The organism is Virgibacillus pantothenticus (assembly GCF_018075365.1).
Classification (GTDB): domain Bacteria; phylum Bacillota; class Bacilli; order Bacillales; family Amphibacillaceae; genus Virgibacillus; species Virgibacillus pantothenticus.
In genome coordinates, this window is sequence record NZ_CP073011.1 from 4,627,445 (window position 1) to 4,653,202 (window position 25,758).

Below are 25,758 nucleotides of genomic sequence, written 5' to 3' on the forward strand. Positions count from 1 at the left end.
TAATCAGCTGGGGTAAAGAAGACAATCCCTCCCAATAAATATTTTATATTTTTGTAAATAACTTTTAATTTTCTGTCTGCTCAACTTATAGAGGTTGTTCAATAGTAACCCCTAGAATAATGCAGAGAATTTTTTCATATTCTAGACATTAGCAAAAGCTTTTACATTGTTACATGCTTGCCTAGCTTGAACTTTCAACGACGGACGGGCATAGCGCTATTTTTACGTTAAGTTAAATATTTTTTTGCTTTTAAAGTTCGGCAATAGATAATTTATCATACGTGCACCTTAACGAAGGCGTATTTTAGGTCTTGTCTAGTCTTAACTTTTGAATGCGCCTTATAACAACAGAGAAAACAGTTTTATGTATTAAAAAATTTTTTACGCGTGTTATTATTTTGCGCTCACGCAAATTAGATTATAGTACACAATTTTATAAAAGTAAACCACTATAAAAATTAGTATTCGTTTTTTATGTAAGTAGTTCTAACTTATAGAGGAATGGAAGCACTTTTTATGGTTGATTATCATATGGTTACAAAAATGAACCAGATAGTAAAATGAGAAGATTAATTGCAGATGAAGGGGAAAACCCAAAAGGAGGTATTAAGTTGGTTAAACTAGTTAGAAATGGACTGCTTATTTCTATTCCCCTAAGGAGGAGAAGGATTATTTACACGACAGTTGCCATCGAAGGGTAACATAGACAATTACATAATTTTACAAAAACATCCGCTTTCCTGATTGTTCATGCGCATGAACAAAGGCGCAAGCGCCCGTTTAGCAACGTAGCGAATGAAACGAATCAACTAAAGATTTAGGAATCATGCCCCTGCAAACAGGGGTATGCCGACGCCTGAGCGGCAAGCCCGTGTTTAGTCGGCCTTCCTCTTAGAGACGAATCGATGATGACTTATCGTAGGGCGATTTCGTGAAGTCGCCTAGTTGCTGGGCGATGGAGCCGGACGTGGCTATTCAGTTATTTCGTTATCTCCAAGCACCTAAGTTTATACTTTCTTATTCTGTAAGAAAGACCATTTAGCTGGGAACCATAGATATTACCATGATCTATACCAGTATAAAGTTGGAAATGAGTATATATCACAGCTTGCTATTTTCTCTGGAAAGCCTCTAGAAACCGAAACTTTTCTCTTTAAGTTGGCTCTGGCGTGGCATGATCTCTGCGGACCTGAAGGATTAGCGTTGGAATACAATACTTTTAAAAAAAGCTAATTATTGACTAAAACATCCAGTGTACCGTATACATTTACTGTCGTGTCAATTAATTGATCTGTTTTCTCACGATCAGCTACATCTGTCTACTACTATGGCAGTTCCTCCGTTTGCTTTGATTCCAGCTGCGACGTCCTAAGCCCCTTCTTTGTTAATATCAGACACAACCACCCAGGCTCTTTCTTTAGCATAAAGCTGCGATTGCTTTTCCCATGCCAGAAGCTGAACCTGTCACGGTTGCTACTTTTCCCTCTAGTTTCAAGTTAACCTCTCCTCATATAGTAATTTAAGCTTCATTTTCAGCCTATTATTTTCTTACCAATTGACCTGAATTTTATGCCAAATTCTTGGACGTTCCGTGATGTTCCTAGATAATGGTCTTTAGGAACATTTGGGACAATTCTTTCTCTCCTTGCGGGCTAACCGCATTAAAAAGACTGTTTTCCGGTGTGCGTTTCAATCTTCATACACGCAGGCTGTACACCTTGATATTCGAACCTAAATGTTAGTAGCTTTAGGGCGGCTTTCGGGTGCAAGGATAGCACTCTGTTGATCGGCGTTTGCACTAGGGATATCTAGAGCGTACAAGATTTTGGTTCTAATGATTCTAAATCGAAAGGAGTGTTTAACCCCATGAAATTATTTGTTGGTTTAGACGTGAGTTCTTTTGATATCAAGGTTTGTTTTTCAAACAGAGAAGGAGATGAATTAAATCCCTTCACAGTTTCTAATGATTTACCTGGTGCCACTAAGTTAAGAGACGAAATATTAAATGTGGCTCAAGGTCAATATGTCAGTGAATTACGTATCGTTCTTGAATCTACAAGTGTTTATAGCTTTCATCCGTCCATGTTTTGCACAATGACAAATCCATTCGCACAATTGGTGGACAAGTACTAGTTATGAATCCAAAACAGATAGCTAATTTACCGATATGGATAAAACAGATGAAATTGATGCATTCGTCATTGCTGATTATTTACAATTTGGGCGTTTACCATTGTCTGTTGTGAAAGAGGAGCAGTTTATCGCTACAATTGACACGTGCACGTTACCAAATTGTTCGGCAAATTACTAAAGAAAAACAGCGATTCCTTCAGTATCTGAGTACAGTGCAATACATTTACCGAAGAAATAGAGTGTTCGGTAAAGCAATGATGGATCTTTTTCTTGAAAACTATAGTTTGGAAGAACTATCGCAAATGTCTTTAAAAGACTTAGCTGATTACCTGCAATCCAAAGGAAAACAACCTACCGAGAAAACCTCTGATAGCAAATGTGATGACAAACCATTTTGTTCATCCAAAAATGGGACAAGAAAATGTGATTCAAATTCTGTGTTTAAGCATTTGTCTTATATTGGCAGAACCATTCAAGGAAGTGCTAAAAAAATGGATATGCTAAAAGCACACTTAGCGGATAATAATTGCACCATTATGCGGTCACAATAACGGGTTAGCAACTTTTTGGTCATGTGTTGGCAATCTAAGTGAAATGAACATGGAATACTGCTTAGGTGCACCTTGTAGAAATGAATATAAGCGATATTTTGATCATATGTCTTAAAAATCTATGCAGGTTTTGATCACTAATGCTTTGAACCAGAACATACTCTCCCTAAATATAATGTAGAAACTATATCTAAAAATCTACCATAATCACTTGAAGCAATACACCATTTATCATAAAAATGGCTCCTATCCCAGGAATATTAATTAATATTTTCAAAAAAACAACATCGAAACTCTCTGTTATTTTAGTACAACTTTATCTTAGGGGTTGTCTATCACCGCCATATTTAAATTGATATAATCTGAAATAGTTTTACATTTACATCTCCGTCATTAAGTGACGTCACCTTAATAGGTACTCCATTTTTATTTTTCATCCTGCAAAACTACAAAGGCTACAATTATGATATAGTGGAAAGTAATGGATGCCATTAGAAAGTTACAAAAGGAAGATGAAAATGTTTTCACATATAAAATGGACGACCCTACGTGCCACATTTATAGCACAACGCAATGGACAACTTCCCCCTTATTTAGGTTCAACTGTACGAGGTTTGCTTGGTCATAGTTTACGCAATATGGTTTGCCCTACTCCTAAAGTCAAATGCTTCACTTGTGAATTGGCAGCTACATGTGACTACGCAAATTATTTCGTCTCACCTAAAAATGCAGCAGGTTCCATAAACCCATTTGTATTGCATGTACTAACAAAAGGTAAAACAACATGGCATAAGGGAGATATTTGTGAATTTGCTATTACTTTGTTAGGTGATCCAGCACGTAGCGGCGTAACGTTAATTACACAAGCCATTCAACAGATTGAAAATTTAGGTTGGGGTGCAGCACGTATCCCGTTTAAGTTAGTTAAAATCACAGATCCAACTACGAATCGAATCGTATGGTGTGAAAACCATCTATGGTTAAAAAATGCACAACTGCATGAATTACATTGCGAGGAGCAATCCACTTCATTTGTATTTTTACATTTCCCTGCTCCCCTTCGTTTACAAAAAAGTAAGAAACTACTCACTGCCCCTTCTTTTGAAGATATCATTCGAGCGATAACGCGAAGAGTAAATTTGATTTCCCATGCCTACGCTGGATACAAATTAGAATGGGATAATGAAGCAATGTTAAGCGAAGCTAGAAAAGTAAGCGTTGTAAATAGTGAATGGGAACAAGCAACGTTTAAACGCTATTCAATGAGCCAAAAAAATAATACGTTAGAAGTAGATACGATAACCGGTTGGGCTTGTTTTGAAGGGGATATCACACCATTCACCCCTATTTTAGAGGCAGGAAGAATGCTTCATATCGGCAGAAATCCAACACATGGATTTGGTTACTATACGATTCATTATTTATGAGGTGAGAGAAATGAATGAAAAAGTCATTGTAAAATTAGCAGAAAATTATTGTAACCTTGAACGAACCTTAATAGAAGAATTAAACATTGACGCGCAAAGTGATGTGTCAAGCGCTGAAGAAATATGGCAGCCCGTATTCAGGAGAATTGTACCAACAAAGTTTAATGTAGATAAAAATGTCTATATTATCGATTCTCATCAACAAGTTTCTCAAAAAGTGAGTCTAGCAATCTATGATGAGCAATATACCCCGTATATTTTTAATTACGGTACCATTAAATACATACCAATTGAAGCTGTTGCTGCGGTGGTGCTATGTGAGAATGAAAAAGATAAGAAAGAGGAGACGGAGGAACAGGAAAAAGGAAAAAAGGACGAGTCTTGGTTGCAATCCATTCAAAAGCTAAAGACAGAAATGAATGCTTATGTGCGTATTCAATCAGGTGTGTTAGATACAAATATTGATATTTTATATAATAAAAAATCCAATCACGGAAAACAAAGTCAAACATCAACGAGGCCAATCACAATTTTATGTACTACGGTAGAAGGTAAATACGAAGACAGTAAATTTGATCTTGTTTTAAAGAAAGATGAACATAAAATAGAGAAAGTGATTCCAAACGAAAATAGATCATTAGATAAGTGGAGTGAAAGCTTAAATCATTATCGTCATGACCGTTATGAGAATGAAGATAAATTAAAAGTCTTAGCAAATATTTCAAAAGAAAATAAGTCTAATCGAACATTAGAAAGCTTAAACGTTGGAGAACAAAATGTACTCCTTTCTTTAATGTTTCAATTAAATCAACTATTAATGCTCATTAATAATCCCATCTTCTTTCCCCATGAATCATATGTGAAAGCATTCAAGGAGGTAATTAGTGATGCAGGAACTGAGAAATCTAAATAAATATTATCAAAGATTAGCGAAAACGATTTTATCTCAATTGCAACTTGAAACGCCAAATCATCATGTTACTTCAGGAACAAGCCGTGAACTTATTTGGCTAGAACTATTTAAAAGGCTTGTACCTAAAAAGTTTAAATTAGCACGGAGCGTTTTCATTATCGATTCAGATGGTCATATATCTGCTGAGGTAGACATTGCCATTTATGATGAGCAATACACACCCTATGTGTTTAATTATGGAGAAATGCAATTCATTCCAATAGAAGCCGTTGCTGCAGTCGTACAAAGTAAAAGTCGTTCCATGGATCAAAGTATCTTAGATAATGTAACCAAATGGGTGGAAACATTTCAATGTTTAAAGCCAAAAATAAACTCTCATATACGAACATTAAAGGCACAAAATGATGATTCATTATCGCAAACGGCTACACGTCCCATTTTCATTTTATGTACGATGCATAGTTTAAAGAATACAAAATTCTTACCTGACATTAAACGCACATTTGATTTTATTTTACATCTCAATGAAAAAGATGAGCTTGATCTTATCACAATCAATGAAGAAAAAACATTAAGCGATTGGTATGAAGAGCTTAATCATTATGATCTAAAGCGTTACGATACAAATTATAAGGAACTTAGGGAGTTAAGTAAAAAATCAATTGAAGAAGCAAAGACAACTAGAAAATTAAAAAAATTACAAGTTAAGTTGCCAAGAAATTTATCAAATAGTGAGTCAGTGAAACAAAACCCTTTATTAACCTTTATGTTCCAATTCAACCAATTATTAATGATTATCAACAATCCGATGTTCTTCCCGCATCAAGCGTATGTCGATATGTTCAATAATGCAATTAAAATACATAAAAAAAAGGAATGTGTGAAACGAATGGAAGCATCAAAAGGTGATTTTTTGTTAGCTGTTTATGATATTACTGGTATTCAAGACTATATTTTCGCCTCTAATTATTTAAAAGAGAATATTGGGGCTTCTTATATTGTCGGGAAAATGGTAGGAAAGCACTTTGTAGATGTTTTGAAAGATAGGGTTGAAAAAGTGAAAACTTGTTGGGCTAAAGAAAGAGACAAAATATTTATTTTTGACGATGATATAATAAAGGCTGAAGTTGTTTACATCGGTGGCGGCAATGCCCTTGTTATTTATCGAGATTGGAAATTGTATAACGAAGTGAATCGCCAGTTTGCAGAAAAAGTACTAAAAGAAAGTGCTTCCCTTACGATGGTAACCGAAGCCATTCCATTTTCATTAAAAGAAAAAGACGGCAAAAGTTATGCTGCACTGTACAAAAAACTGATGCAGAAATTAAGTGATACGAAAGCTAAAATGATGCGGACAAAATTAAATCAAACACTGCCTATTTTTGCTCAAGAATCTTTTAAAGGTGATCCGGTAACAGACTTTATAGATAACAAAAATGTATCAACAGAACAACAATTAAAACGAAAAGCGAAACATGGTAATACCGTGTTCAAGGAATACGAGAAAAATTGTGTGGAAGAAACGGAAGATTTAAAACGCAAAAAGGGCGAAGATAGTTATATTGGTGTTGTACATATTGATGGTAACGGAATGGGGCAATGGATTGATGGTGAACTAGCAGATACAGGGGAAGATTTCACTTCCGCTATTCAAAAACATCGTGAACTCTCGTTGCAAATTACGGACTATTTTAGAAAAACCTTTAGAGACACAGTAGACAAATTCGTAAAAGAGACAGACAAAAGCACGGATGAAAAGGAAGATAAATTCCCTCTGCGTCCACTTATTTTAGATGGGGATGACGTTACGTTTATTTGTCAAGGGGATTTAGCCATACCTTTTACGTTGGAGTTTTTAAATCAACTGAAGAATGGGGATTTTAATACCCAAATTTCTGCTTGTGCTGGGGTCGCCTTTGTCCATAGTCACTTTCCTTTTAATCTTGCCTATGACATCGCAGAACAATGCTGCCAAAATGCAAAACGTGTATATTACGAAAATAAACCTAAAAATGATAAAGATGAAATACAAGAATGCTATTTTGATTTTTATTTAGTGCGTGGTAGTTATGTGCAAATGATGGAGGAACAACGTGACAATCAAACTTACTTAGATCCGAAGATTTACAATATAGAAGAATTAGAAGAATTGGATAAACTGATGCAGCGTTTAAATAACGATGATGAAACGTGGCCACATTCCCGTTTGATTTCCCTTTATGAAGCGTATTTGCAAGGCATGGAAGCAGTGGAATTGGTTAATTTAGAAGCGGAATCACGAGGGTACGTTAAAATAGAGGTCTCAGATGAACGCCTGTTGTTTGATGCATTACAATTACGAGATTTCGGTAAGAACAGGGGTGAAGAATATGCGGAAGTATAAACTAACGATTACGCTGGATAGCGATGTAAGCCCTGGAAGTGGCGACAGTATTGCAGGGGTTGTTGATCATGACATTACACATGAATACGGGATTCCAATCATTCCCGCAAAACGGTTAAAAGGCGCATTACGAGGAGTAGCAAAAGAGTTTGTAGATTGGGGCTTCACTTCTCAATGTGAGGTGAACAAGCTATTTGGAGAGCCAGGAAAGCAATATCGTTCTGGGTTTAAAATATATGATGCGAAACTTGCTTCGATACCAGCAGGCTATTTTGAAAACGAAGAAGATAAGGAAATAAAAGATTACAATACCTTCCTAGCACAAATCAAACAACTTGATACAGCAGCAAAAGTGTTACCTCTTTTTACAATGCTTTATACTAAAACCGCAACAGAAAATGGACAAGCTCAAACAGGCTCGTTGCGCACGATACGTGCAATAAATCGTGGATTAGTTTTTAAAAGTATTATAGAACTAGAAAATGAGGAACAACAAAAGTTATTATACGATTGTGTTAAAGGTTTGCGTCATCTAGGATATGGACGTACACGTGGTTTAGGTGAAGTAACTTGTAATCTTACAATGATTCAAGGTGAACCAGAGATAAAATGTAATTTCATGAAGAAGGAAAATAGTTCACATCAAGAAGAACAGTTCGTAAACCAAGCGATCCGCATTACGTTGCAACAACCAACATTATTAGCAGGTAGCAAAGGGCTCTATTACAGTTGTACCGATTTCGTACCAGGTAGTGCTTTATTAGGCGTCTTCGCAAGTCTATATATTAAAAAACATAACTTAGGCAAGGATGCCCATAAAAACCCAGAGTTTGAGCGCCTATTTTTACGTGGTGGTGTCTCCTTTGGTTATGCGTACCCAGAAGTGGATGAGAAAGTTTTTATGCCTTGTCCCGCTCATATACAACGCGTAAAAAATGAAAATCGAGCAATGTTGCGTGTTAAGAAAGATTCAACTGCCGTGTTACGTAAAATAAATTCGCTTGCTTACATGCAAGAAAACACAAATGAACTCTTGTTACATGAACCTGCAAAAGAATTTCGCATGCATCATGCAAGACCTGATAATCGTCACATTGGTCGAGCAGTAAACGATACGAAAGGTGCCGAGAAATTAGAAGGGAAAAGAGGTCAATTTTATTACTATACAGCCCTTCAAAAAGGACAGCGTTTCATTGGGAAATTAAAAGGCAAACAAAAAGATGTCCAACTACTCGTTTCGTTATTAAAGGGCGTAAATGACACTATTCACCTCGGTCGTTCACGTACCGCTGAATATGGCGCTGCGAAAGTGGATGTAGTGAATAAAGAACCTCATATGGGGGGCTTTTTAAAAGCAAAAAAAGGGGATAACAAAGTGGCGATTTATTTGGCAACCCCTCTCACATTACAAAATGAGATAGGGCGATACGTCGCTGATGTCGAGCTCTTAATTGCCCAATTCGAAAGAGAAATAGGAGCAGCGTTAAACATTGAAAAGATGTATATCAAAGAGACGGTGTTAACTGGGTACAACGCGAAATGGCGCTTACCAAAGCAAGAAAAGCAAGCCTTAGATGCAGGTACAGTCCTTATTGTCTCAACAGAAAATAAGGAAGTCGATTGGTCTTTAATAGAAAAACAACAATGGGGGACAGAAATTGGGGAAGGTTTTGGGGAAATACAAGTTCTGCAGTATGAGGATACACCGAATGAATTAGGCTGTATTTCCATGAGCAAAAAGTTACAAGGAAAACAATCAACTAAAATAGATCATCCTCTCGATTGTGTCCGCTATATTGAGCGAGCCATAGAAAAACGTAACAAAGATACCCTTTATAATAAGGAAGCCATCCATTTGGCAAAAGAAATGTTAGACGAGTTAAAACAGTACAGTAAATCAAAAATATATCAATTAGAGCAGTATGTGAGATGCGAAGAAAATAACTTTGCTTTGCCAAAGTCATTTCCGGATCCTTTAAAAGATATAGGTGATAAAAAATTGAAAAACCAAACTAAAGTTTTTATTGATGCTTTCTTCCACACGATAAAACTGGAGGTGAGAAAAGTTGGAAAAGAAACCACTCAAAAATAAAATTACGAAACGTACGTATATTCAAGTCGAAGGAGAATTAACTTCTCCTCTCTTGGCAGGATCAGGTGAAGATGATTTTTCTGACATGGATATTTTACGTGATTATAAGGGAACTCCTTTTCTAGCAGGTACTGCAGTGGCTGGTGCATGTCGGCAATGGTTACACGCTAATAGTATGGACGAAACAGCAATCGACTCCTTGTTTGGTGCCAGAAAAAAAGAAGAAATAAAACAAGATAGTGACTTGTTTCAAAGCCGTATTTTTATATCTGACTTACAATTTAAAGACCCCCAGATTACGATACGTGATCATGTAAAGCTAACGGAGAATAAAATAGCTGACAATATGGGAAAGTTTGACGTAGAAGTCATTGAAACCGGTACGCCATTTATTATGCGATTCGAATATATAGAACGTGAAAGTACAGGTGGTCATCATGATGACACGTTAATTCGTGCGATCGTTAGCGCAATTAACCATGGTGAATTAACATTTGGCGGAAAAACGAATCGTGGTTACGGAAAATTAAAAGTTAAAGAAGTGAAACAAAAAGAGTTTCTTTATACTGATACAACAACAGTGAAAGAGTGGCTAAAATGGTCATGGGAGAAGATTTACAAAGAAAAATCTTCACTTAATAATTACATTAAAATTGAAAAGCAGTTTCACGAAGTTATAGTTCCTCTTAAAATTAAACAAACATTACTAATTCGTGATTACAAGACAAATGAAAATGACTACACATATTTACGTGCTAATAATAAGCCTGTTATCCCTGGTACAACATGGGCTGGGGCATTTCGTCACCGTTTAAAACAAATCGCTCGTGAGATAATAGGTGATTTGGAAGTTTCAGAAAAGATTGAAGAGATATTTGGTAGTAAACATGATAAAAAGCAAACAAATCCCTCTCGATTAACTTTTGAAGAATCCGTCATTGAAGAGGCAACACCGTTCAAGATCACAAGAAATGCAATTGATCGTTTCTCTGGTGCTACCATACATGGTGCTTTATTTACAGGTGAATCTGTCTGTAAAGGAAAGACGAGCTTAGTCATTCGATGGCGAAAAGATAGTTGTTACGACCCTATTATAAAGGGAATATTACACTGGTTAATTCAAGACTTAATGCATGGATTTCTAGCAATCGGTGGTGAAATTGCAGTAGGACGAGGAGTTTTTGAAATGGACGGCGAAAATGATCCTGTTAAGGACTGGCGTATCTATCAAAAGAGTGCTTTGACATGGATAAAGGATGGTGTAAAACATGAAACTAGCACGGTGTAATTCTACAATCACGAAAGGAAAACTAAAAACTGATGAATTAATAAATTTTATTAAGTTAAACAACGGGCAGCTTTATGTAGTAACCGATTATGGCGTTTTTTTAGGAGAGGTAGCATCGAAAATTATTAAACTTTACGACCAAGAAATTCCTACCGCCGAATTTATCCAGGAGGTACGTATTTTTAACAAAGATAAGGAAATCAAAATCACACGGATGCATGGTGAATTCGTATGGCGTGAACGAAAAGACACAGATCATAAAAAGGGGAAAATAACTCGCATTGATGAAACATACCTACTATGGGGGAAAGTAGAACAATGCGAAAATGGCTGGTCAATTTTAACCGAACAACGCGGATCTCGTATCGCCCTTCCTCATTCATACGAAGAGAAACAAAAGGTAGGTCTAGTTTTCCGTAAATATATTGCGTTTCAAGATTGGGACTTAGCAAATGAACAATCTTTTACTTATCACGTAGTAGACGATCGCTTAGTCGAGTATCAACTATGGAAGGAGGAAAAGACAGATGAGCAACAAAAAAAATAATAAACGTTTTGTAAATCCATATAATTTTGTCCCGCTAGAAGGTATATGTGACAAAAAAAGTAATCGTAAAGTTGGCTTGCTAACAGGAAAAATAGAGTGTACGTTAGAAACATTGACACCTGTATTTATACCAGATAGCAAAGATAAAGAAGCATTTTTCCACTATCCAGAAGATGAAAAACCTGTCATCCCAGGTTCAGAAATACGTGGGACCATTCGTAGCGTCTTTGAAGCAGCGTTTAATGGCTGTTTGTCACAAGTGAATGAGGGGTCATTTCATAGACGATCCATGGATGCAAAACACCCAGGTTTGCTTTTTAAAACGGATGAAGGTTGGAAGTTAATTCAATGTGGAAAAATAATAAAGACCACACCGTATGATATCGAACCTAAATCTATTATTCTATCTGAAGGAGATACTTTATACTCTAAAAATAATAGAATTTTTTATAAAAAACAAATTCCAGATGGTAAGGAAGGCTTTGTTCACTTAAGTGAGAAAGGACCTAACGGGAAACCCATTTTTGTCTTTCAACCTCTAAGAAAAACTTATAAGATAGAAGAAATAGAAATTGAATATTTATTAAAAGTATTAGAATTATATGAACGGAATAATGACAAAAATGAAGAACATAGTGGCTACATCCAATATAAGTATATGTTACGTAGCATGCTTATGGATACGGATAGGAGTATAAAGTTACCCGTATATTATTCAACAGACGCAAATGGGAACATTAGTCATTTGGCACCCGCCGCCCTTTCTCAAGAGGTTTTTAAAAATACACTTATAGACATTTTAAAAGCTCAAGGGGAATATCAGCCTTGCGAATGCAAACAAGCAATTTGCCCTGCTTGTCATTTGTTTGGTTTTGTCAACCAACAAGAAATGCAAGTTTCTAGAATTCGCTTTAGTGATGCAACAATACAAAAAGACTGTACATTTTTAGATAAAATGACCTTACCTGCCTTAGGAGAACCGAAGCCTGGAGCAGTCGAATTTTATACTGAAAAACCAAAAAATAATTCCTACTGGACATACGACTACGACTATATTCAAGAAAAACGGAGGCCTTTAAAATCAAGTGAAGTGAAAATACGTGGGCGGAAATTTTATTGGCACCATGAACCTAAACATTATCCTTTAAAAACTACAGATAAGGAAGAAATGGAAACGACAATATCACCGCTTGATAAAGGAAACAGATTCAATTTCACCGTTTATTTTGAACGACTAACAGAAAAAGAATTAAACCAATTATGTAACGTTCTAGATATTAACGATTCTAAAGAGCATGCTCATAAAATTGGTCGAGGAAAGCCATTAGGATTTGGCAGTATACGAATTACAATTGATAGCATCCAAACTAGGAAAATTAACGAAAACACAGGCGCTTACGATCTCAAAACTGACCAACAAAGAAAAAACATAGCGGAAGCTCAAATTAACCAAGCATCCGATTTATTAAGAATATTACGATATCAACCAGGTTTCGCTAAAAATACAGTTACCTATCCAAAGGTAGAAAAATCATCACAGGAAGGAAAGCCGAATGATTTAGCTTCCCACCAATGGTTTAATAAAAACAAGACAAGAAACGGGTTTAAGAAAGTCTTACCTACTATTGAAGAGGAAGTTTCAACCAAATCACATAAATGGTTAAAAATAAATAAAGTATAATTTATCCTGCGCGAATCTTGAGAGCACATAAAGTTCCTCAAAGATTCGCAGCAATATGTTAAACGCTATACAACCAATGCCTATAAAGAAAGTGAATTTCTTTCAACAAACGTTAAAATTTATACTCGACGAATCAATTTAGATTATACGCTAAGTAAAATTCACTAACAGGTATAGATCATTTGAATTAAGGAATTGTGATGAAAACTATTGGACTTATAGGCGGAATGAGTTGAGAACCCTCGGTAGAGTATTACCGAATAATTAACGAAGAAGTAAAAGGAAGGTTGGGTGGATTACATTCAGCAAAATGCGTACTTTATAGTGTTGACTTTGACGAGATGGAACGTTATCAAGCAGCAGGTAAAGCATTAGGAAAAGCAGCATCATCTTTAGAAAAAGCAGGCGCAGAATTTATAGTAGTTTGCACGAATAAGATGCATAAAGTAATTGATTATATTAAAGCGAGGATAACGATTCCTGTATTACATATTGCTGATGCAACAGCGACTCATATTCAAAATTCTAATATCAAAACAGTTGGGTTGCTTGGCACCAAATATACGATGGAACAAGATTTTTATAAATCTAGAATCGAATCGAATGGTATTAAAGTTATAGTGCCAGATAAGGAAGCTCGTAGCCATGTCAACAAAGTTATTTATGAAGAGCTATGTTTAGGGAAAATGGAGCAATCATCCAAAAATTATTATAAAAATGTGATACAAGATCTGGTTAATAATGGTGCTGAAGGGATCATTTTAGGGTGTACGGAAATTGGTTTATTAATTAAGACTGAAGATTCTGAAGTTCCATTGTTTGATACAACAGCTATCCATGCAATTGAAGCAGTACATGAGGCTTTAAAAGAAGAAAGCTCTTAGAATAAAATTTGCTTCTTTGCAGCTGAACTATCTGTAGACCTTGCCAATTTTTTTAAAGAGGGCATGGTGCATTTTTTAGAAAAACGATATGGAATGTCTATTGCCTTGTGATATGATGGGCAGAAGGTCCAAAAAGGATTACTTTTACTGTTCTATTGAATAAGTAAATATGGATGTGATGATAGAGCCTTTTTTAGACTGGGAGCGCAAATCTTAACCCCTCAGCTGTATACAGTTTTAGGACAGATTTGCTCAACCCAAAATTAGGAAGCTGCACGCTGTTCAGCTCTATCATTGTCAATAAACTTGAAATACGGAAGAATGATTCCTACTAAAGAAACGATGCAAATGATAGAACCTATGAATAAATATAAGGAACGGACTCCCCATATCTCACTTAAATAACCGCCAGCGAGAACGCCTAAAGGCATAATACCTCTAATGATGAATAAACGCACAGAGAATACTTTTCCCATTACATCATGAGGTATCGCTTTTTGGCATATTGTCATATTATGGATGCTAAAAATAGCCATAACGATTCCTCCTATTATTTCCGTTGCTATACCTAGGACAATACTCGTATTAAAAAATAAAGCCATAAATGTCAGTCCACCAATAAATAATGCGCCGAGCATTAATACACGCCGGCTTTCGGACGTTATCTTGCCAACTAGCATAGCCCCTAAGATATACCCAATAGGAAAGCCAGCCATAAAGTATCCGTACTCCGCATAACTACCATTTAGCTCCTCCGTTATATATGGAAGTGTAGTAACCATCGTTACACCAACTCCAAACTGTACAAACCCCAAAAACACGCCCAACCAAACGATAATAGGTCTAGTAAAAAAGTAAGACAAACCTTCCACAAATTCTTTTACCCATGTTTTCCTAATCCCTTGAACGCTCCTAGAATCTTGAATAAACATTAGGGTAAACCCGCTTATCATCAATAAGACAGTTACTAAAATAATCGTTCGCGTTACGCCAATATATTCAACTACTATCCCACCTAGGATAGGAGCCATAAAAGTCATTAGTCTAACTGTTCCATCTATGTAAGCATTTGCTTTCTCTAAGTGATCTTTAGGAACAATAGTAGGTATGATTGCTTGATTTGCTGGGACATACAGCGGAGTGATTAACCCGACAATAATCTGCACCAAGTATATATGCCAGGGCGAAAGTGTCTCCGTAAATAGCGCAAGAAGTGGAATTAGGAAAATAATTCCCCTCGCCCATTGAGAAAAGACCATGATCCATTTGCGACTCCAGCGGTCAATAAAAGGACCAATCATCAACTGAAGAATGAGAGAAGGGATAAAATATAAGATCCACATGCTGCTTAAAGCTAATGTAGAGCCAGTTAATTGATAGATTAAAACGGAATTACAAAAGGTTCCGAAAGCCCCGCCTAATTCAGAAATTCCATTTCCAAGCCATACGGAAACAAAGGATTTATTCTTTAATATAGATGTTGGCAATTATTCCTCCCTCCTTACTTTTCCAAGTATACTTCTAACTCCTTGAATAACAGCTCCATTGCGCCTTTTTTTAAACAATATTTTGAACCGACTATTTCTACTAATTTTGCTGCTCTTAAAATTTTCAAATGATGATGAATCGTCGACTTCCCAATATCTAGTTGGTCTGTTATCTCCTGTAGTGTACGATTTTCTTCTGAGAGCAATTTAACGATTCTGAGTCTTGCCTCATCACCTAATGCCTTATGCTTTAGCACTAAAAAATTATTTGGTGTATATTTATCGTTAGGAGTAATACTTTCATTGGCAACTGGATAATAGAAGACTTTAGTCTCTTCCATATCTGCTTCAATATTCCACGGGCGGTAAATATATTGTGGTATTAATAAAACATGATGCACACTTGGCTCAGGCGCATAAGTCACACCCCCAGTTGCCCACTGTACTAACTCTTCTGGTGTTAATTTGTTGCTCATCTTCTTTTTGGCTTCATAATCATTTTTTAAAATGATGCTTGTCTCTGCTACATCTCGTTCTAAAACCTCTTTATACCAGTTGCTCATTACTTGAATAAGATGTTCCTTTAAAAGGACAATGTCACACTGACTAATGAATTCGATATAAGTAGGGAAGAAAGAATTATTAGCTGTTGCCTGAACCAGTTTTTCTACTGAGCTCTTTTCTCCTTGAGCCGCCTTCTCTCTGTAATTTTGATAGTCCTTTCCGATAAACGGCAAACATATGAATCTTAGCTCCGTTTCTTGCAGTCCGTTAATATAAATGATAAATTCCGATAAATCTTTAAACTCCCGTTGATGAAGGATTTGCAACAATGACTTCCATGTATTATTTTGTTCAACAAACTCTAGTTGTTCCAATAGTCCGTCAGAGATTGATTTCTTTATTTCACCCCAATATTTTTCTGGTCTTTCCAGTGTGTTAATCAGTTTTTTATTTGTAATTGCTGCTATACCCAAAGCACTTTCCCATAGCAGGGAGTACGTTAAATGAACGTTGTATGTCTCCCTTTTTCTACTAGTAAGTTGCAAAATATGATCCACTTTACCACCTCCAACGTTATTTCATTTATATAGTAACATAAATTCTAAATATATTGGATATATGGTTCGATATATTTAGAATTTAGACACCATCTATTTTCGATTGTTCATTGTCAATTTAGGAATGCATATAAAAGGATTGTATCGTTATCTGTTATAAGCAAGAAAAAATAGACCGAGAGAGGAAACTAAAAATTAAGGAAGCTTGTTAGCAAAAGAAAGCAGACCTAAACATTAATTAGATTATCGCAAAGAGGCGGACTATGCTAACACTCCCCTTTACAAATATCAGCTGGTATAACCAAATTTATAAAACGAAAACCAAAAAACAAGCAGGAATTCACACTCCCCTGCTTGTTTTGTCTACTATTTATCTTTTGCTTTCTTATCTAAAATAGAGCGTAGTTCGTTAATTTCCTCATCAGATAAAGACTCTTCCTCCATAAACTGAACGAGGAGTGATTTAAATGCTCCTCCATAAATTCGCTGAATAAAAGATTTCGCTTCCGTTCGCTGACATTCATCCTGTGAATACAAAGGGAAAAACGTATAAACCTTTGTATCCCGATTTACACCAACAACCTCTTTTTGAACAAGTCGATCTAAGAGTGTGCGCACTGTTTTAGGACTCCAGTCGGTATGCCCCTGTAAAGCTTTATATACTTCATTAGCTGTTTGCGGCTGTGGGGATCGTTTCCATAACGATTCCATGACTTCCCACTCAGCTTCCGATATTTTTGGTACATGCTTTGTCATTGCTAATTTCCTCCCTATTCTTTCTGAGAGCTACGCTTTAGAATGTCTCCATCGATTAGTTAAAAATTCTCATCTGGTATATAGATGTGTTTATCCTTTAAAATCGATAGCGTTATATCCGTTGCTTCGCGTCCAGAAGCATGATCGTCTCGCTGAATATTGGTGGCAAAAAAGTACGTATTCCCCTTTGCCTCTACATAGCCAATAAACCAGCCGTTTGTGTTTTTCTCATTCACGCTGCCTGTCCCTGTTTTACCTGAGAGGACAGAGCCATTTGCTTTTTCTAATTGGATCGCCTCTTTTACTGCTTGGATATTTCTTTCTTTAAACTGGAATTGGTTTGTGTAAAAATCATGAAGCAATTGTACCTGCTCTACAGGAGATATCCGTAGAGAGGATTCGAGCCAATATCCAGCTAAGCCTCCTGAAATATCACGATTTCCGTAGTTGATCCGTTTTAAGTATGCTTCGATCTTATCCTCCTGCACCATCTGATCTATCTCCTGAAAATACCATGTTACCGAAGATGCCATAGCAGATGAAAGATTTTGATCTTGGTTCCAAGTCTGATAAGGATATAGAGTACCATTCCATTTCATGGTTGAATGGTCAGGACTAATCACATTTGCTTCTAACCCTAATAATGCACTGAATATCTTGTATGTGGAGTTAGGTGATACCCTTAATGTACTCCGATCCTGATTGTAAATGGTATAGGAATCAGCATTACTATCATATAAAACAAAGCTGCCCTCATAATTGTGAAAGTATTCGCTTAAGTCTTCATAGCTAATCTGGTTATGGTGGAATTCATAGCGATCCTGCTTAGACGTCATAGCTGATACAAATGGAATTTGGCTAAAAACAACCATAAACATTAGCATAAAAACGCTGATACTTACAAGCCTTTTTCTCCTGCGCTCTGGTTGATAAACAGCAATTTTCATAATCCGCCTTTTTATTTGCGACTTTGAACCGTTCAGCTGATTAGCTAATGAAATAGGCTTGAAGGTAGAGGACGAGTGAATAAAGTGAAGCAGCGTTTTCCCATACGATGCGTGGTCATGTTTGTCCAACCTATTTAATACAGCTGTATCACACGCCATTTCTCTATCAAGACGCATTGCTCGAAAAGCAATCCATATAAGCGGATTAAACCAGTAGATGATTTGGTAAAAAATCAGCAGATAATTCGTGAATGTGTCTTTATGCTTATAATGAGTAAGTTCATGAAGTAAAATATATTTAATCTCTTCTTTAGAAAGCCATTGCTGAAAGCCGCTAGGAAGAACCACATATGTCGTGAACAGGCCAAAGGTCATCGGTGATGCAGCCTGTGGAGCTTGTAACAACCTTATCTTTTTGGATATATGCAGTCTCCTTTTACATTCACTAAATAAGTCTAGCACGTCTTTATCTTCTACCGCCATAGCTGAATGCTTTATGCTTCTGAGCTTCAACCATGAATGAATGTAAAGCATAAAGAGCACCAATATCCCTATAAGCCAGATACTCGCAATAACTATATTAAAATGATCTAGATCAGGACGATTCACGTTGGTTGCAAAAGCCTGCATCCACGTATGATCGCTTTTGACCAGCGCTTGTTCAGCACCACCATTTGGTCTATTGCTTTCATGCGGCTGATTACCTTGAAAAGTATGTAATGGCATAAAGTTAGATTTCGCTATTAAATTTGTTGGCATAAAAGGAAGTGTCAACGCAAATAGCAAGAGAAACCATAGATTATAATGCCATTTAGCTGATAACTGATTTTGGAATATTTTTTTAATCAGGAAAATAATAGTAATCGTAAAGGAAGAAACAAGCAATCCCGTAATAAAAAGCGTAAAGAACATGAATTCCCCTCCAGGTTAATTTTTTGGTTGAATGAGGGTTTTGACAATAATGATTAAAAATTAGGAATTTATTTTTATGGATAGATAGTGACTCGAAGAATGCTAGACGTGATGGTTTCCTATAGTATTAGAATAAATGGCATATTTTTATTTTTTGTTGACTTCACTTGACTACAATTGTAGTACAGAATTATGATTGTAGTCAACAAAGAGTTACTGCATTTTTTTAGTAATTTCGTGTACCCTATAGGATTACATTTGTAGTCAATCGACTTTTAATTACTACGTACTTTTTTAATCTAGGTTAGGAGATGATAGCGGTGAAACGAATATGGCTTCGCGCAGTCTTGATTAGTTTACTTCTTTTAGGTACTTCGGGCTGCTTCCAATCAGATGACCCTGAGAATATATATCAAGCATATTTAACAAGCTGAGAGCAGATGGACTTCGAGGGAATGTATCAGCAGCTGGATCAAGCAACAAAAGAAAAAGTGTCAAAATGGCAGTTTGTTAAGCGATATAAGAAAATTTATCAGGGTATAGAAGCTAAAGCCTTGAAGGTAGAAGCAATAAAAGACGAACAAGCGGATGATGAGTCTGAGGCGAAAGCTTTTAGATACCGTCTAAAAATGGACACCTTACAGCGTTATTCGTACATCACCCACATCAACATTTGACTTAGAACCTTATTTTTAAAACAGCAATTAATATAATACAGAATATTATCCCCCCTACCTAACAGATAATTTGATTGTAACTAATAACCCTCTGTCTTTTCCACCATCTTATGGACACTCTCCTTCCTTTATCAAAAGACTGTTATCCCATACATGATGTTTTTGATTTGTTAGAGTTTTTAGGTTCTGGCAGCTGTTTTTTCATGGCAATATTTCTATCTGAACGGTAGATAAAAATAAAAGGAGAACCATTAAATATAGCCTTACTAGAAATGAACCATATGAAAATGAAAGCAGATAATTAGAAAAAGGTACAATCCATAAATGAAAATGTACTATGAACTGACAACTTGTGTGCTCCTTCGAGAAGTTTTCAATCGTGGAACATCGATTACTGCATGTTGTACATAAAAAGAGTAATGTTACGTAGGATTTCCCTTCCTATCCAACCTTTTATTTTATGCTAAAGGCATCTAATAAAGGCGGTGTTTGTGATGTTAGTGATAAACAATGTCAGTAAAAAATACGGAAAAACGACGGCTTTAAACGAGATTTCCCTGAAGCTTAACAAGGGGGCTTGCTTAGGCTTAGTTGGTCCTAATGGAGCAGGGAAATCAACGCTTTTGAAAATTATTGTTCATATTGTTCAAGCATACGAAGGTAAGATTATCTTCACAGGCACATCCAATACCGATCAGAAACGCACCATTGGATATGTTCCTCAGGATATTTGTTTAGAAGAAAATGTCTCCGCCATCCAAAACCTATATTTCTTTGGCAGGATATATCAATTACGTGGCAAAGCGTTACAAAAGCAAGCAAAGAAAGTACTGCGCTATATCGGGTTGAGCGAGCGACAAAAAGATAAAGTGAAAACTTTTTCAGGTGGTATGAAACGCCGTTTAAATATAGGATGTGCACTGATGCATGAGCCACAATTCATTATTATGGATGAGCCAACAGTCGGCATTGATCCACAATCAAGACATTATATTTTAGACATGATTAAGCAAATGAAGGAAGAAAATCGTACCATTATTTATTCTAGTCACTATATAGAGGAAGTAAATAAAATTTGTGATGAAGTAGCATTTATTGATCAAGGAAAAATAATCGAACATGACACAATCAATAGCTTAATCGAAAAATATGCTGTACCTGCCATCTTTTTCGCCTGTCAAAATAGTGAAAGATTGCTTGCTGATCTCCACCAATTATCAGATCATGTACAACCATATAAAAATGGCTATAAGCTAACAACGGCTAATCCTATGTGGACAATGGAGGAACTGCTGCGCGCATGTAGAGAAAAAAAGCTGGTGTTAAAGCAATTTGAGCTTACCTATCCAACGTTAGAGGATATATTTTTCAAGCTTACTGGAACGGAGCTTCGCGCTTAAAACAAGATGAGGAGGGAATAGTTATGAGATCTATTTTGCAAATGGAACTGATGAAAAATGCACAGGATAAAGGACTTTACTTTTGGACATTTCTGCTGCCAATCATTTTTACTGTTTTATTTATTTCAATTTTTACCGCTGGGACAGAAGGTGCCGATAAGGAGTATGTGATTATATCCATTGTACCCGGATATGTAGTGATGTTTGTGTTTTTCATAATGATCTCGATGGGATTTTCATTTATTGAAGACCGTGACAAAGGAATGGTGGCACGACTTGCAAGTACCCCCCTTTCTCCATACGCTTATCTGTTTGGAAAATGGTCACCATATGTAGTGATTGTGTTTACTCAAATTATGGTATTGCTCACTTTTGGAAAAGTCGTTTATAATATTCCAATAGAACAACCTTTATTGCTCGGTATGTTAGCACTTATCCTAACTATCTGCATTACAGGGCTTGGGCTAGCGTTATCCTTACTTATCCGTACTAGCAATATGGGCGTCGCGGTTACACAAGTCATTGCTTTAGGTGGCGCATTATTAGGCGGGCTTTGGATGCCCTTGGAAGCGATGCCATCATTTTTCCAAAAGGTTGGAAAACTAACGCCTCAATATTGGGCACATAACGCATTTCAAGAAACGATGGTCGGAACATTGGCTTACAATGATTTCTTTATCGCTAGTCTCATTTTACTCACATTCGGTGCGGTTGGTTTCATCATTGCATTCTTTGCCTACCCAAGCTTTTTAAAACGCGCGAAGCATTAATTGGTTCATTAGTGGGAGGAATATAATGAAAGTAAAAATCGATATCGACGATCAATATGAGGAGACTTCCATTATTATTCAAACGAATGAGTGGACAGATGAACTGCAGCAGCTTGTCGCTTTGATTAAAAAAGAAAAGCCGAAACGGTTATTTGGCGTGGAGGAAGAGCAAACAGTCGTCTTAGATCCGGAAACGATTGATTATATTTATTCAGAAAAAAGGAAAGTTTACGCAGCACTTGAAAATGGACGACGATTGGAAATTAAAATGAAATTGTATGAAGTAGAGGAGACGCTTGCTAACAGTCATTTCATTCGTTTTTCTAAATCGGTGATTGGTAATGTAAATCGTATTCAACGGTTTGAGCTCTCCTTTAATGGAAACCTCTGTGTTTACTTTTCCTCAGGAAATAAAGAATATATTACACGTAAATATGTGACAAGCGTCAAAGAGAAACTGACGTCGGGAGGACTTCGTCATGATAGCTAAAATTTTGCGCCGAATGATATACGGAATCGCTTATGGGGCGATAGCAGTCTTTACCGCCTTAACGATTCTGATGATATTAAACGTAACACTCCCTATCTTTCAGATATGGCTTTATACGTTAGCAAGTCTTGCCCTTGGTATTTACTACGGTCTAGCCTCCTTTATTTTTGAGCTGGAAAGTTGGAGCCCTCTAAAGAAAACCTTAGTACACTACAGTTTATCTATAACTATCTACTTTACCTTTGCGCTTTCTCTACACTGGGTTCCTTTCCATTGGAAAGCAATTTTAGTTACGATTATGGGCTTTACGATTGTTTATGCGTTGTTTTGGTTTGGATACACACTTTATTATAAGAGAGTTGAGTCCTCTCTAAACGATACCTTGCAAAAAAATAAGTAAAAGGGGGAAAGGGGCTTAGAAATGCTTCTAAGGCAGTAAAGCGCTTTAAAGCTTTAGCTCTTAACGGCTATTTGGTTAGCGCTTGTATGGAAAGAGATAACAAGTGTATCTTCAATCAGTGGAGACTTTCTTTCACCCCCGCTGATTTTTAGGCCTCTATGCAAATCGGGCATTTAGATCCTTTTACTTGTTGCCGTATATGGATCTTCAATTCTAGAAGTGAAAATCTTACACCTTGTATGCGAGATAAAGCGAATTATTCATACACCCTTTAGCTGCCGGAAAAAGCGGGTGATACACTATATGTCTCAAACTACAACCAGCGCCTAGGAACGCTGGTTGTCATATTTAGAGCATAAGTCACGTCATCTTACACTAAAAGCATATCTTTAAACCGTCTGTCTCTAATTCTTAATCATTTATGTTTTATTATTAGCTTCATGACAAATGATTATGAATCTAATATAAACTGTACAGACTCTTTTAAACAGTCGTCTGCTTGTACGTAGTCGCCAACCTTATCCATAAATGAGTGAATCATCCCGTTGTAGCGTAAACAATAAATATCTGTACCTGCTTTTTTAGCCTGCTCATAAAAAGCATCTCCCTGAAGACGTAAAGCGTCATATTCACCAGCAATATATAAGGTTCGTGGCATGTTTTTCAGTAAATCTCCTTCCACATTATACGGTGAAATCATCCAGCTCTCGGGGTCCGCATCTTGAATATACCAGCGATCAATAAAATAAAAGAAATCCATAAATCCTTTTATATGTTGATGCACCAGCTCCTCATGCTCATGTACTTTAATTGCAGATAAATCATAAAAACGTTTCAATTGCTCTTCGTTCTTTCCTTGATAAACTACTGGGTAAACGGAAACAGCATTCTTAATATAGTTCGTTCCATATAGCCTGTCTAATAAAGAAACGACATACGTTAAGTTTCCACCAGCCGAATCTCCCATTACATTCAGGTGATTTACATTTACTTTTAATTCCTCGTGATGATGATGGATATAGACTACCATTTTATGTGCATTGATAACAGCTTCCGGATAGGGGTGCTCTGGTGCTAAACCATACTCCACGGAAAAAACTCGTATCCCAGCCAAATCCGCTAAGCGTCTACACGGTAAATCAACAGTGTCTAATGAACCGCCAAAAAATCCGCCTCCATGATAAAACACAATAGCAGGTAACACTTCATTCACTACATCTTTTCTCTCATATGTTCGAACAGGAATACCCTCAAATTCTTTATCTTCCACTACGAGCTCATGGGTTGTAATATCTTTAGCATTTTGCCACCCAATTCCAGCGCGCATCATTTCTACCGTAGGTTCACTTATGGTTTCTGAAGACGATCTATCTTCAGTCATACTTAGCTCTGCAAGTGTTTTTGGGTCTAGATAACCTGACTCGTCCTTTCCTGGAACAAGTTTCACTCGCATTCGCGTATCAGCTGTTTCTATACTTTTCATCAATGAATGATTAGATAAATGCATGATGACCTTCCTTTCGTATTTATCTTATATGTGGTCTTTATATTAGGAAACACTTGAAAAAATCGTCTGTAATAAAGACGATTGTTGATATAAACTTAAAGGGATCACACCAATAAAGATTCCCTGTCTTCGCTTTGGTAAACAAAACAAGGTTTTAAAAAAGTAAATTTACGTTTTATAGCTGTTTTCTTTCTAAGCCACTGCATAGCACTGGTTTTAGAAAAACTGCCTTTTTCCAAGCATATCGTAAGTCGCCTACTTTAACAAATCAATAGGGTAAAACGCTTACCTAGCTAGGCGTCTCCTTCGTATATGTCTTACCTATTAGATTTCCAGAGGCTTTCCTTTTTCACTTGTTAAAACAAGAACCATTAGATGACGTCTTTCCGATACAAAAACCACAAAAGGTTAAAACGATTATAGATTTAATTGTGAACAAAGGCGCAGGGCGCCCGTTTAGCAACGTAGCGAATGGAACGAATCAACTAAAGATTTAGGAATCATGCCCCTGCAACCAGGGGTATGCCGACGCCTGAGCGGCAAGCCCGTGTTTAGTCGGCCTTCCCCTTAGCGACGAACCGATGATGACTTATCGTAGGGCGGTTTCGTGAAGTCGCCTAGTTGCTGGGCGCTGAAGCCGGACGTGGCTATTCAGTTATTTCGTTATCTCCAAGCACCTCATTTTATACTTTTGTATGAAAAAACAACTCTATTTAACTTATCTAACTCATTTATTTTAGACAGTATTTTAAGAATCTAAACATTAAAGCAAAAGTTTTTTCATGATAGATGGTGGCTTGTGCTCTAGGCGAGCCATGCTGGTTTCTTATCTTTATAAAAAAAGGATCATTGATATCCATGAAATGCTGGAGAGAGACTGGATGGTGGAAGTTGATTTCTTGCACAGGTTAACAGGTATTAATATAGGGTTTTTTAATAACTAATAGATTAGTAAACAAGACTTTGCGCTCGTTTATGTAAATAAAAATTCCTCCGCCATGCGCGAGAAGAATGTATAAGGTAATATTTGCGGATATAAGGTGGTAGCTAATCACATGATGTTGCCCTTCTACGACTGTAACAACTGCATTTTTCATTTTTTTAAAATTCGAGTAAGCTATAATTAAAAAGTTAATAAATATAACTACCTGGGCAGCAACACCAAATAGTTCATTCAGTAACCTTGAAGGGGGAAGGGGCAGCTCACATTAGAAAAAAAGTAATCACCTAATGCTTGCAAGGCTTGGGATGATTACTTTTTTGTATTATAAAAGTATAAAATTTTAGGCTTTATTATATGAAAAAGATAGCTTTCGCCCAAAGTCTTAGCGACAATTCAAGTTGTTCTCGACAAAATAGCCGATTTTAAAGTCATAACCATAAAAGATTTAACAGAATTCATTTTATGATTAAAGAATCACTATGCAAGTAGTAGAGTAACAAAAAACGGTC

General features: G+C 36.5%; 18 protein-coding genes and 3 pseudogenes. 15 read left to right on the top strand and 6 right to left on the bottom strand.

The window, feature by feature from the left end; genetic code table 11:
- Positions 1-1,232: 1,232 nt before the first annotated feature.
- Positions 1,233-1,495: pseudogene (locus tag KBP50_RS22350) on the bottom strand (SDR family NAD(P)-dependent oxidoreductase); the annotation flags it as partial.
- Between the two features lie 371 nt (positions 1,496-1,866).
- On the opposite strand from KBP50_RS22350, the pseudogene KBP50_RS22355 reads away from it, so the two are divergent.
- From KBP50_RS22355 to KBP50_RS21420, 9 genes and pseudogenes are all read left to right on the top strand, one after another.
- A pseudogene (locus tag KBP50_RS22355) lies at positions 1,867-2,513 on the top strand (IS110 family transposase); the annotation flags it as partial.
- Positions 2,514-3,202: 689 nt separating this feature from the next.
- A complete protein-coding gene (gene cas6 / locus KBP50_RS21385) occupies positions 3,203-4,111 on the top strand; it encodes a CRISPR system precrRNA processing endoribonuclease RAMP protein Cas6 (protein ID WP_050350680.1) in 909 nt (302 codons plus the stop codon).
- A 10-nt stretch (positions 4,112-4,121) separates the two neighbouring features.
- Positions 4,122-5,024, top strand: coding sequence for a DUF6602 domain-containing protein (locus KBP50_RS21390; protein WP_050350679.1), 903 nt, complete (start codon positions 4,122-4,124; stop codon positions 5,022-5,024).
- Positions 4,999-7,407: a DUF6602 domain-containing protein gene (locus tag KBP50_RS21395; protein ID WP_050350678.1), complete on the top strand. Its 2,409-nt coding sequence runs from the start codon at positions 4,999-5,001 to the stop codon at positions 7,405-7,407. The genes KBP50_RS21390 and KBP50_RS21395 overlap by 26 nt, the downstream gene beginning before the upstream one ends.
- Entirely contained in the window at positions 7,394-9,499 is a 2,106-nt protein-coding gene (locus tag KBP50_RS21400) for an RAMP superfamily CRISPR-associated protein (protein WP_050350677.1), read from the top strand. Before KBP50_RS21395 ends, KBP50_RS21400 begins: the two co-directional genes overlap by 14 nt.
- Complete coding sequence (locus KBP50_RS21405; RefSeq protein ID WP_050350676.1) at positions 9,474-10,787, top strand: RAMP superfamily CRISPR-associated protein; 1,314 nt, start codon at positions 9,474-9,476, stop codon at positions 10,785-10,787. Before KBP50_RS21400 ends, KBP50_RS21405 begins: the two co-directional genes overlap by 26 nt.
- Complete coding sequence (csx19, locus tag KBP50_RS21410; protein ID WP_050350675.1) at positions 10,768-11,334, top strand: type III-D CRISPR-associated protein Csx19; 567 nt, start codon at positions 10,768-10,770, stop codon at positions 11,332-11,334. The genes KBP50_RS21405 and csx19 overlap by 20 nt, the downstream gene beginning before the upstream one ends.
- Positions 11,315-13,015 carry a TIGR03986 family type III CRISPR-associated RAMP protein gene (locus tag KBP50_RS21415; RefSeq protein WP_050350674.1) on the top strand — a complete coding sequence of 567 codons (1,701 nt, stop codon included), beginning with the start codon at positions 11,315-11,317 and terminating at the stop codon, positions 13,013-13,015. Before csx19 ends, KBP50_RS21415 begins: the two co-directional genes overlap by 20 nt.
- A 200-nt stretch (positions 13,016-13,215) precedes the next feature.
- Positions 13,216-13,899, top strand: a pseudogene (locus KBP50_RS21420) (aspartate/glutamate racemase family protein).
- A gap of 263 nt (positions 13,900-14,162) precedes the next feature.
- On the opposite strand, the gene KBP50_RS21425 reads toward KBP50_RS21420, so the two are convergent.
- From KBP50_RS21425 to KBP50_RS21440, 4 genes are all read right to left on the bottom strand, one after another.
- A complete protein-coding gene (locus KBP50_RS21425) occupies positions 14,163-15,386 on the bottom strand; it encodes an MFS transporter (protein ID WP_050350673.1) in 1,224 nt (407 codons plus the stop codon).
- Between the two features lie 14 nt (positions 15,387-15,400).
- Complete coding sequence (locus KBP50_RS21430) at positions 15,401-16,447, bottom strand: ArsR/SmtB family transcription factor (RefSeq protein WP_373314151.1); 1,047 nt, start codon at positions 16,445-16,447, stop codon at positions 15,401-15,403.
- A 366-nt stretch (positions 16,448-16,813) separates the two neighbouring features.
- The gene (blaI, locus tag KBP50_RS21435) at positions 16,814-17,203 is read right to left on the bottom strand and encodes a penicillinase repressor BlaI (protein ID WP_050350672.1); all 390 of its coding nucleotides are present in this window, start codon (positions 17,201-17,203) and stop codon (positions 16,814-16,816) included.
- A 59-nt stretch (positions 17,204-17,262) separates the two neighbouring features.
- The gene (locus tag KBP50_RS21440) at positions 17,263-19,062 is read right to left on the bottom strand and encodes a BlaR1 family beta-lactam sensor/signal transducer (RefSeq protein ID WP_050350671.1); all 1,800 of its coding nucleotides are present in this window, start codon (positions 19,060-19,062) and stop codon (positions 17,263-17,265) included.
- A 440-nt stretch (positions 19,063-19,502) separates the two neighbouring features.
- Here KBP50_RS21440 and KBP50_RS21445 point away from each other — a divergent pair, with 440 nt between their 5' ends.
- The 5 genes from KBP50_RS21445 (at position 19,503) to KBP50_RS21465 (ending at position 22,799) form a co-directional block, all read left to right on the top strand.
- Positions 19,503-19,739, top strand: a complete 237-nt coding sequence (locus KBP50_RS21445) for an NTF2-like N-terminal transpeptidase domain-containing protein (protein WP_050350670.1) — start codon at positions 19,503-19,505, stop codon at positions 19,737-19,739.
- Positions 19,740-20,233: 494 nt separating this feature from the next.
- Positions 20,234-21,139 carry an ABC transporter ATP-binding protein gene (locus KBP50_RS21450; RefSeq protein ID WP_050350669.1) on the top strand — a complete coding sequence of 302 codons (906 nt, stop codon included), beginning with the start codon at positions 20,234-20,236 and terminating at the stop codon, positions 21,137-21,139.
- 23 nt (positions 21,140-21,162) lie between these two features.
- Positions 21,163-21,909, top strand: coding sequence for an ABC transporter permease (locus tag KBP50_RS21455; protein ID WP_050350668.1), 747 nt, complete (start codon positions 21,163-21,165; stop codon positions 21,907-21,909).
- 25 nt (positions 21,910-21,934) lie between these two features.
- Positions 21,935-22,399 carry a LytTR family DNA-binding domain-containing protein gene (locus KBP50_RS21460; protein WP_050350667.1) on the top strand — a complete coding sequence of 155 codons (465 nt, stop codon included), beginning with the start codon at positions 21,935-21,937 and terminating at the stop codon, positions 22,397-22,399.
- Positions 22,389-22,799, top strand: coding sequence for a DUF3021 domain-containing protein (locus KBP50_RS21465; protein ID WP_050350666.1), 411 nt, complete (start codon positions 22,389-22,391; stop codon positions 22,797-22,799). The genes KBP50_RS21460 and KBP50_RS21465 overlap by 11 nt, the downstream gene beginning before the upstream one ends.
- 451 nt (positions 22,800-23,250) lie before the next feature.
- On the opposite strand, the gene KBP50_RS21470 is transcribed toward KBP50_RS21465, so the two are convergent.
- Positions 23,251-24,306 carry an alpha/beta hydrolase fold domain-containing protein gene (locus tag KBP50_RS21470; RefSeq protein WP_050350665.1) on the bottom strand — a complete coding sequence of 352 codons (1,056 nt, stop codon included), beginning with the start codon at positions 24,304-24,306 and terminating at the stop codon, positions 23,251-23,253.
- A gap of 353 nt (positions 24,307-24,659) precedes the next feature.
- Here KBP50_RS21470 and KBP50_RS21475 point away from each other — a divergent pair, with 353 nt between their 5' ends.
- Positions 24,660-24,803 carry a hypothetical protein gene (locus tag KBP50_RS21475; protein WP_157858444.1) on the top strand — a complete coding sequence of 48 codons (144 nt, stop codon included), beginning with the start codon at positions 24,660-24,662 and terminating at the stop codon, positions 24,801-24,803.
- Positions 24,804-25,758: the final 955 nt, after the last annotated feature.